Here is a 10,015-nt window from a genome sequence, read left to right on the forward strand (position 1 = left end):
GCTTTCTTCAGAAAGGCCCTCCCGCCCCCCTCCAAATGGCATCCCCTATTCCTTCACCCCGCCGCCAAGGGCCTTGTAGAGCATGATGAGGTTCTGCTCGCGGGCAACTCGGATAGAGATGAGGTTGAGCTGCGAGCTGTACATCGCACGCTGGGAATCAAGCACGGCAAGATAGCTGTCGATGCCCTGATTGTAGCGTTCCCCGGACAGGCGATACGTCTCGGAAGTCGCATGGACAAGCGACTTCTGCGCATCAAGCTGCCCTGCAAGGGAAACGCGGTCGATCAGCGCGTCGGACACTTCCCGGAACGCGGATTGGATGGCCTTCTCGTAATCCGCCACCGCTATCTTCTTGTCCGCTTCGGAAACACGCAGGTTGGCGATGTTCCGCCCGCCTTCAAAAATCGGCAGGCTGACCTGCGGCAGGAAAGTCCAGATGCCCGTGCCGCTGTCAAAGAGGCGGGACAGCTCGTTTGAAGCCGTACCGATGCCCGCGGTCAACGCGATGCGGGGGAAGAAGTTCGCCCGCGCCGCGCCGATATTCGCGTTGGCGGCCTTGAGCGCATGCTCGGCTTGGAGAATATCCGGCCGCTGGAGGAGAACCGTGGAGGGAAGGCCCACCGGGATCTCCGGCCAAACCGGAAGCTCGGAGAGCGCCTTAGCGGGCAGCATGTCCGGGGTCACTTTCGTCCCCACAAGCAGGCCGAGCGCCGTGATGTCCTTAGCCACCTGCCCGCTGTAGCGGGCAATGTCCACCCGCGCCGTATCCACGCTGGTCTGCGCCTGGCGCAAATCCAGCTCGGACGAAACGCCCACGGAGTGGCGCCGCGCGATCATGTCGTATGACGCCTGCTGGCTCTTGAGCGTCTCCGTGGCGATATTCAACCGCTCACGGTCAGCCACAAGAGTCAGATAGGCCTGCGCCACTTCCGAAATCAGGCTCAGGCGGGCGCTCCGGTACGCCTCCTCGGTGCCGAGGTAGGTTTCCAGAGCGTTGTCCTTGAGGCTTTGGATGCGCCCGAAGAAATCAAGCTCATAACTGGTCACGCCGACGCTGAGCGAGTGCTGGCGGGAAACCGTCTGTTCGCCCGATGTGGACAAATCGGCGGAAACGCCAGCGTTGGAGGACTCGCCGGAGGCGGAAACGCCGGGCATCAGATCCGCGCGCTGTATCTGATACAAGCCGCGGGCACGCTCGATGTTCAGCGCGGAGACGCGCAGATCCCGGTTGTTGTCCAGAGCAAGCTGGATGAGCCGCTGCAAGTGCTGATCGGTGAAGAACGTCTTCCACCCGATTTCCGAGGCCAGCTTATCGGTAGGCTGGGCGAGAACCGTGCCCTTGGGCATGAGATCGTCGGGCCAAGCCTCCGCCACCGGAGCCTCCGGGCGGACGTAGTTCGGGGCCATCGTGCAGCCGGGCAACAGCACCGCCAGCGCGAGCGCCATATACTTTGCTGACATCATTTGTGGGAATCTCCCGGTATGGTTTCAACGATGTTGGCCGTGCGGCGGCGCTTCGCCTTCTTCCTCTTCCAACGGAACGAGAACACGGAGGTCACCACGACGAAGAACACCGGGATGTAGAAAATCCCGAGGGCCGTCGCCGCGAACGTGCCGCCCATGACGCCCGTGCCGATGGCGTTCTGGCCGCCCGCGCCGGCGCCCGTGCTGATGGCAAGGGGCAGGATGCCGAGCAGGAAGGCCAGCGAAGTCATCAGGATGGGACGCAAGCGCATACGCGCCGCCTCAATGGTCGACTCAATGAGATCGCCTCCCTTATCGTGCAATTCCTTGGCGAATTCAACGATCAGGATGGCGTTTTTCGCCGACAGGCCGATGGTGGCGAGCAGGCCCACCTGAAAATACACGTCGTTGGAAAGCATCCTCATGTTCGCCGCGCCGAGCGCGCCGAGCACGCCGAGGGGAACCACGAGGATGACCGCGAACGGCACTGACCAGCTTTCATACAAGGCCGCGAGGCACAGGAACACCACGAGGATGGACAGGGCGAACAGGGCCGGGGCCTGCGAACCGGAAAGGCGTTCCTGATAGGACAGCCCCGTCCACTCGTAGCCGATGCCCTGCGGGAGCTGCCCGGCGAGTTTTTCCATTTCCAGCATGGCCGTACCGGAGCTCACGCCCGGAGCGGGCTGCCCAAGGATTTCCACGGACGGAACGCCGTTGTAGCGTTCCAGACGCGCGGGGGCATACTCCCAGTGCGCGGAAGCGAACGAGGAGAAGGGAACCATTTCGCCCTTGGTGTTGCGGAAGAACCATTTTTCCATGTCTTCCGGCACCATGCGGAACGGCGCGTCGCCCTGCACATACACCTTTTTGACGCGGCCCTTGTCAAGGAAGTCGTCCGCGTAGGAGCTGCCCCAGACGGTGGACAGCGCCGAGTTGATGTCGGAGAGGTTCAGGCTGAGCGCGCCCGCCTTTTCGCGGTCGATGTCGATGCGGAGCTGCGGCTGGTCTTCCTGACCGTTGGGGCGCACGGCCACAAGGTTCTTGTTTTGGGCGGCCATGCCGAGAAGCTGGTTCCGGGCCTGGATGAGCGCCTCATGCCCAAGGCCCGACTTGTCCTGCAACTGGAAGTCGAAGCCGGTGGCGTTGCCGAGTTCCATGATGGCGGGCGGCGCGAAGGCGAACACCTGCGCATTGCGGATCTTCGAGAACGCAGCCATGGCGCGCTTGGAGACGGCATCCACCTTGAGGGACGGATCCTGGCGTTCGCTCCAGTCCCTGAGGCGCACGAAGGCCATAGCCATATTCTGGCCGTTGCCCGCGAAGCTGAACCCGAGCACGCCCATCATGCTCTCCACGGCGTCCTTTTCGTTTTCAAGCAGGTATTTTTCAACCTGCTCCAGCACCTTGGTGGTTTCTTCCTGCGTGGAGCCGGTGGGAAGCTGTATCTGGGCGAACAGCATGCCCTGATCCTCGTCAGGCAGGAAGCCCGTGGGCAGGGCCTTGAACATGAAGATCAAGCCGCCGATGAGCACCAAATAGATGATCATGAAGCGGGCCGCGCGCCGGATGACATAGGACACGCCGGACTGGTAGCGCATCGTCGCGCTGTCGAACCAACGGTTGAACCAGCCGAAAAAGCCGTGCTGCGAATGTACGTGATCCCCGCCGATGGGCTTCAGCATCGTGGCGCAGAGGGCCGGGGTCAGCACGATGGCGACCACCACCGACAGCACCATGGCCGAAACGATGGTAACGGAGAACTGCCGATAGATGACGCCCACCGAGCCGCCGAAGAAGGCCATGGGCACGAACACGGCGGAAAGCACCATGGCGATGCCGACCAGCGCGCCGGTGATCTGATCCATGGATTTGCGGGCGGCTTCCTTGGGCGGGAGCTTCTCCTCGCTCATCACGCGCTCCACGTTTTCGACGACGACGATGGCGTCGTCCACAAGGAGGCCGATGGCGAGCACCACCGCGAACATGGTCAGCGTGTTGATGGAATAGCCGAACGCCGCCAGAACGCCGAACGTGCCGAGGAGCACGACGGGCACGGCGATGGTCGGGATGAGGGTGGCGCGGAAGTTCTGGAGGAACAGGTACATGACCAGAAACACCAGAAGCACGGCTTCACCGAGGGTCTTCACCACTTCGTGGATGGAAATTTCCACCACGGGCGTGGTGTCGAACGGATACACGGTCTTCAACCCCTGCGGGAAGAAGCTCTCGGCCCCTTTCAGGTACTCGTCGATGCTGGACGCGGTTTCCAGCGCGTTGGCGCCGGTGGCGAGCTTCACCGCGATGCCGGTGGAGGACTTGCCGTTGAAGCGGCTGAGCGTGGAATAGCTTTCACTGCCCAGCTCCACACGGGCCACGTCCTTCACCCGGATGAGCGAGCCGTCCGTGTTGGTGCGCAGGATGATATTGCCGAACTGTTCCGGCGTCTGGAGGCGTTCCTGCACCGAAATGGCGAGGTTCATCTGCTGCCCCGGAACGGAAGGCGTGCCGCCGAGCTGCCCCGCGGAAATCTGCGCGTTTTGGGCGCTGATCGCGTTGAGCACGTCGCTCGGCATCAGGCTGTAGCTCTGGAGCTTGTAGGGATCGAGCCAGATGCGCATGCTGTACTGGCTGCCGAAGACCGACACTTCGCCGACGCCGGGAAGACGGCTGATCGGATCCTTGAGGTTGGTCACCACGTAGTCCGCGATGTCGGCGTTGTCCATGCTGTTGTCTTCGGACACGAAGGCGTACACCTTGAGGAAGTTCGCGGCGCGCTTGCGGACGGAGATGCCCTGGCGCTGCACTTCCTGCGGGAGCAGGGGGGTAGCAAGCTGGAGCTTGTTCTGCACCTGCACCTGCGCGATGTCCGGGTCGGCGTCCGCGCTGAAGGTCAGCGTGATCTGCGCCTGCCCCGAAGAGTCGCTTGTCGAGGACATATACAGCAGGTGGTCAATGCCGTTCATGTTCTGCTCGATCACCTGCGTGACGGTGTCCTGCACGGTCTGGGCGGACGCGCCGGGATACTGCGCCTCAATGCTCACGGTCGGCGGCGCAATGGACGGGTACTGCGAAATCGGCAGGTTGAGGATGGATATCCCGCCCGCCAGCATAATGATAATGGCGATCACCCATGCGAAGACGGGACGATCGATAAAGAAACGTGCCATGAAAAAGCCCCCTACCGCTTCTCGGAAGCAGGCGCGTCCTGCTTGGCCGGGGTGGGTTCGGCAATGCGGACGAGCGCGCCGGGACGGATTTTCTGGAGGCCCTCGACGATGACCTTGTCACCGGCCTTGAGCCCGTCGAGCACGACCCAGTTGGTGCCCTGCGTGCGGCCCACCTTGAGCGGACGGATTTCTACCTTGTTTTCGGCGTTGACCACATACGTGGTGGGATTGCCCTTGGCGTCGCGCAACAGGGCGCGCTGGGGCAGCAAAATGGCCTGATCGTCCACGCCTTCGTTCAGGATGGCGCGCACGTACATGCCCGGAAGCAGTTCCTGCTTGGGGTTCGGGAAGATGGCCCGCAAGGTCACCATGCCGGTGCTCTCGTCCACGCTCACGTCCGCGAACTGGAGCGTGCCGGTAAGCCCGTACTCGCTGCCGTCTTCAAGCAGCAGGCGCACCGCCGCGTGATCCTGATCGGCGCGCTGGAGCCTGCCTTCCTCAAGGGAACGCTTGAGGCGCAGGACTTCCGTGCTGGACTGGGTCACGTCCACATAGACGGGATCAAGCTGCTGCACGGTGGTCAGGGGGCTGGCCTGGTTTTCCGTCACCAGCGCGCCCGGCGTCACCAGGGAGCGCCCGCTCCGCCCGGAAATGGGGGAGGTGACCTTGGTATAGGCCAGACGGATGCGCGCGTTTTCCACGGCGGCCTTATTGACGCCCACGTCCGCGAGCGCCTGCTTGTAGGCGGCCTCGGCGTCTTCAAATTCCTGCTTGCTGACCGCGCTGATGTTCACCAAGTCCTTAAAGCGCTTCATCTTCAGGCGCGCGGGGGCCACATTGGCCTCGGCACGGGCGAGGTTGGCCTTCGCGCTGTCGAGATCGGCCTGATAGGTGGCGGGATCAATCTGGTAAAGGACATCCCCGGCCTTGACGTCCGCGCCTTCCACAAAGAAACGCTTCTGGATGATGCCGCTCACCTGCGGACGCACCTCAGCGATCTGGAAACCCGACGTGCGGCCGGCAAGTTCCGTCGTGTACAGCACCTTCTGCGGGGTCACGATCTCCACGGCCACTTCCACGGCGGGAGCCGCCGAGGACTGGGCCCCCGTCTTTTCGTCCTTGCAGCCCATGAGGGACAAGCAGCCGAGAAGCCCGGCCAACAAAGTCACACCGAATCGGAAGGGCCGCCGTTCATGCTTCACCAACATATAACCTCACTCTCAGGTTGTCGGCGCGGTTCAATCATCACGCGCCCATAGAAAATACAAGCCACTTGCTTTCCTCGCAGGTTGCTTGCATCGTTTGACAAAAACGAATTGGATAGAGTAAGCTCTATCCGTTCAAGTGCTATACTTCCCGAAAGGATGACTGTCAAGATGGAAAAACACACGGCCCGCAAGTATTCCTCGCCCATCCGCGAGCGTCAGGCAAACCAGACCCGCCTCAACATCCTTGACGCCACGCAGCGCCTTTTCCTTGAACGCGGGTACGCCAAAACGACGGTGGAAGCCATCGCTCAAGAGGCAGGGGTCGCCAAGCAGACCGTCTATGCCGTCTTCCGTTCCAAAAACGGCATCGTGGCCGAATTGCTGGACCGGGCCGTCTTCACGGAACGGGTATTCGAGCTGCACGATCGCTCGCTTGAAACGGCGAACATCCACGAAGCGCTGAAGCTCACGGCGCAGCTTGTCCTTCAGGTGCACGAATCCCAAAGCCCCGTCTTCGACCTGCTGCGCGGCGCGGGGATGCTCGATCCGCAATTGGCCCGCGTCCAGAATGATCTCCGATGCGTCAACAGGGACAGGCAGGAAACCCATGTGCGGTTCCTGCTCCGCGGGCGTCGGCTCAAGGAAGGCATTGATATGGGGATGGCGCTGGATGTCTTCTGGTGCCTCACCAGCCGCGACGTCTACCGTATGCTGGTGCAGGAGCGCGGGTGGGACGGCGAGACGTACGCCAACTGGCTGTACGAAATGCTCGCCAACTCGCTTCTCCATGTGAGCGAGGAGCACCCGGACGGGGAACAGGAAGCACGGACGGAAGCCTGTCCACCCGTGCAGCGGTAGGAAAGCGGGCGCATATTTGTTTGGGAACCTTCAAGCAGTGAAACGCCCTCGCTGTGGCTGAAGCTTTTTCCTTGACGCCGCTGCGGAACGGGTCGCTGGAAACGGTGCCGCGCCGCTGCCCGAAAAAGGCTCAGCCCTTTTTGTTCACGGTAATCCGGCTGACCACCCGCTCATAGTACGGGCTGCCGTCGCTGAGAACGGGCGCATTGGGATGGCGGGCCTTAATGCGGGCGATGACCACTTCGAGCTTTTTCATCTGCCGGATCTTTTCCTGTTCGTCCCCGCATTTCTCCAGTGCGTCGACAATGGACTGGGCCTCTTTCCGGTCAAGAACCTCTTCGGGGACATAGCCCGCATTCTTCAAGAGTTTGTAGGCCATGCGGAGGTCTTCGGGGATATGCGAATCGTCTTCCAGCTCCAGCGGTTTGCCCGCTCCGGGAAGGGAATCAAAGTCCCCCCGCTCGCAGGCTTCCCGAATGCGCTGCTCCGCGATGATGCTTATGGCGTCCATCGTAACCCCCTGAAAGTCCGTCTTTTCAGATAACGTATCCCTCGCGGGCCCCGTCCGCAAGGGGTTGGTTTCCCCGAAGGGGATACTCTGCGGATCAGTTCCGGCATCAGGGCGGAATTGTACTCTTTCTCCTTTATTCCGGCCCGATTTTATGCAAGAAAATTCCCTTTCGGTTCACATAAAAATGCGCTATAGTCGTTAACTTGAGGAAAAGATCCCAAAGAGATCCTTTTCGCCTTGTTGTCCACACGTACTGAAGCGCTTCCGTATCTCATACGGAGATTACCTTACCTCAGGAGGAACCGCACAATGAGCTTATTGTATCAAAAACATGCTTCCCGCCCCCTGACGCTGGACAACCGCGTCGAACCCGAACTGTACCGCGACGTTTTCCCATATACGCATGTCAGCCGCATCGAATTCGATGATACGTTCCTCGTCCCCCGCCCGGCTGATCCCATGTTCATCACCGACACCACCTTCCGCGACGGCCAGCAGGCCCGCCCCCCTTACACCGTCAAGCAGATCGCCCGCATCTATGACCTGCTCCACAAGCTCGGCGGCAAGAGCGGGCTCATCCAGGCCTCCGAATTTTTCATGTATTCCCCCAAGGATCGCAAGGCCATTGAAGTCTGCCGCTCCAGAGGCTACCGCTTCCCCCGCGTCACCGGCTGGATCCGCGCCAACATGGACGACCTCAAGATCGCCCATGATATGGAATTTGATGAAGTGGGCCTGCTCACCAGCATGTCCGACTACCATATCTTCCTGAAGCTCGGCAAAACCCGCGAACAGGCCATGAACGACTACCTCAAGGTCGTCACCAAGGCCCTCGAATGGGGCATCGTGCCCCGCTGCCACTTCGAGGACGTGACCCGCGCCGACATCTACGGCTTCTGCCTGCCCTTCGCGCGCAAGCTCATGGAGCTTTCCCGCGAAGCGTCCATGCCCATCAAGATCCGCCTTTGCGACACGATGGGCTACGGCGTACCCTTCCCCGGCACGGCGCTTCCCCGCTCCGTGCAGCGCATCGTCCGCGCCTTCACCGACGAAGCGGGCGTCCCCGGCGCATGGCTCGAATGGCACGGCCACAACGACTTCCATAAGGTGCTCGTCAACGGCGTGACCGCATGGCTGTACGGCTGCGGCGGCGTCAACGGCACGCTCATGGGCTTCGGCGAACGCACCGGCAACGCGCCCCTCGAAGCGCTGGTCATCGATTACATTTCCCTCACCGGCAACGACGAGGCCGCCGATCCCACCGTCATCACGGAAATCGCCCAGTATTTCGAGAAGGAACTCGACTACCGCATCCCGGACAACTACCCCTTCGCGGGCAAGGACTTCAACGCCACCAGCGCGGGCATCCATGTCGACGGGCTGGCGAAGAACGAAGAGATTTACAATATCTTCGACACCACCAAGATCCTCAACCGCTCCGTGCCGATCATCATCAACGACAAGGCGGGGCGCGCCGGCGTAGCCTACTGGATCAACCAGCAGTTCAACCTGCCCCCGGAACGGCAGGTATCCAAGAAGCATCCCGCCGTCGGCCAGATCCACGCCAAGATCATGGCCGCCTACGAGGAAGGCCGCAACACGTCCTTCTCCAACAAGGAAATCAAGCACCTTGTCCGTCGCTTCATGCCTGAGCTCTTCGACAGCGAGTTCGACCAGATGAAGCGCATCGCCGGGGAACTGGCCTCCAACCTTGTGGAGCGCCTGGCCCGCGACTGCCAGACGACGTCGGATACCGAAACCCTCACCGCACAGCTCCAGCAGTTCGTGCATGACTACTCGTTCATCCAGTATGTCTATGTCACTGACGTCAAGGGGCATTCCACAGCCATCGCCATCAGCGATCCCGGCGATCAGAAGGGCTATAAGGCCTTCCCGATTGGGTTCGACTACTCGAACCGCGAATGGTTCCAGCAGCCCATGCGCACCGGCAAGCTGCACATCATGAACGTGCACCAGTCGCAGGTCACCGGGCAGCTCATCATCACCGTGTCCACGGTGATCACCGATGCCAACGACGAGATCATCGGCGTCCTCGGCGCCGACATCCAGCTTGAGGAAATCATCCGCCGCGCCGAAGCCCTCGAAGCCGAGGAGCATATCGGCGAGGAAGAGTAGCCATATTGGTGAGGGGCGGGGAAACGGTTCCCTCCCTCACAAAGGCTTTTGCGTTTGGGGACGGCTGCGTCCCCACCAAACAAAGCCCTTTTCCGTTGCCGCGGAAAAGGGCTTTGTCCATTGGTTCCGTCATGTAAACGATTGATGTTTTCTTTCTTGAAATTCCAAATAAAGGATGGCCTGTCATCAGGATGCGGTTGTTTCATCTCCACAGGAAGGTGAAAATACGGCCCCTTTCTCCAATTTTTCGTTGGCGGCCTCCACGGTTGGCGCATTTTATTGGTTATCCCTTTGGAACTTCAAAAAAATAGACCCGCCATAGTATCTGGCTGTTTTATCTCCACAGCACGGTGAATATACAGCCTTTTTCTCCAGCTTTCCCATTGGCGGGATTCACGGCTAAGGCAGTTTGTTGATTATTCCTTTGAAACTTCAAAGAAAAAAGCATCGACCATTTTCTAGGCCGTGTCATCATCTTACATATAAGTATTTGAAATTATTAAAAAATATTTTACAACTTTAAATAGCTATATAATTTCAATAAATTACATACAATCGACGATACACCCTAGGGGCTGTCCCTAAATAGTTTACTGGAGCCAAATAAGGCATGATGCCAGCATGACAGATGCTTTAAAAGTTATGGCCAGCTTATCATATCGAGTAGC

The 10,015-nt window shown here is 60.2% G+C and carries 6 protein-coding genes; 2 read left to right on the forward strand and 4 right to left on the reverse strand.

Going from position 1 to position 10,015, the window contains the following annotated elements:
* Positions 1 to 45: 45 nt before the first annotated feature.
* Genes ACZM8Y_RS16955 through ACZM8Y_RS16965 form a run of 3 tightly spaced genes read right to left on the reverse strand, consistent with a single transcriptional unit; the run spans position 46 to position 5,842 of the window.
* Positions 46 to 1,464, reverse strand: coding sequence for an efflux transporter outer membrane subunit (locus ACZM8Y_RS16955; RefSeq protein WP_302553532.1), 1,419 nt, complete (start codon positions 1,462 to 1,464; stop codon positions 46 to 48).
* Entirely contained in the window at positions 1,461 to 4,634 is a 3,174-nt protein-coding gene (locus ACZM8Y_RS16960; RefSeq protein ID WP_302553531.1) for an efflux RND transporter permease subunit, read from the reverse strand. The genes ACZM8Y_RS16955 and ACZM8Y_RS16960 overlap by 4 nt, the downstream gene beginning before the upstream one ends.
* Positions 4,635 to 4,645: 11 nt before the next feature.
* Complete coding sequence (locus tag ACZM8Y_RS16965) at positions 4,646 to 5,842, reverse strand: efflux RND transporter periplasmic adaptor subunit (RefSeq protein WP_302553529.1); 1,197 nt, start codon at positions 5,840 to 5,842, stop codon at positions 4,646 to 4,648.
* A gap of 156 nt (positions 5,843 to 5,998) precedes the next feature.
* Between ACZM8Y_RS16965 and ACZM8Y_RS16970 the strand changes: the two genes are divergently transcribed.
* The gene (locus tag ACZM8Y_RS16970) at positions 5,999 to 6,700 is read left to right on the forward strand and encodes a TetR/AcrR family transcriptional regulator (RefSeq protein ID WP_489501915.1); all 702 of its coding nucleotides are present in this window, start codon (positions 5,999 to 6,001) and stop codon (positions 6,698 to 6,700) included.
* A 130-nt stretch (positions 6,701 to 6,830) separates the two neighbouring features.
* On the opposite strand, the gene ACZM8Y_RS16975 is transcribed toward ACZM8Y_RS16970, so the two are convergent.
* Positions 6,831 to 7,211 (reverse strand): DnaJ family domain-containing protein, encoded by a 381-nt coding sequence (locus tag ACZM8Y_RS16975; protein WP_482334178.1) that lies wholly within the window; start codon positions 7,209 to 7,211, stop codon positions 6,831 to 6,833.
* Positions 7,212 to 7,520: 309 nt separating this feature from the next.
* Here ACZM8Y_RS16975 and ACZM8Y_RS16980 point away from each other — a divergent pair, with 309 nt between their 5' ends.
* A complete protein-coding gene (locus ACZM8Y_RS16980) occupies positions 7,521 to 9,347 on the forward strand; it encodes a triose-phosphate isomerase (RefSeq protein ID WP_479859075.1) in 1,827 nt (608 codons plus the stop codon).
* Positions 9,348 to 10,015 lie beyond the last annotated feature (668 nt).

The sequence above is a fragment of the Bilophila sp. genome (assembly GCF_057864385.1).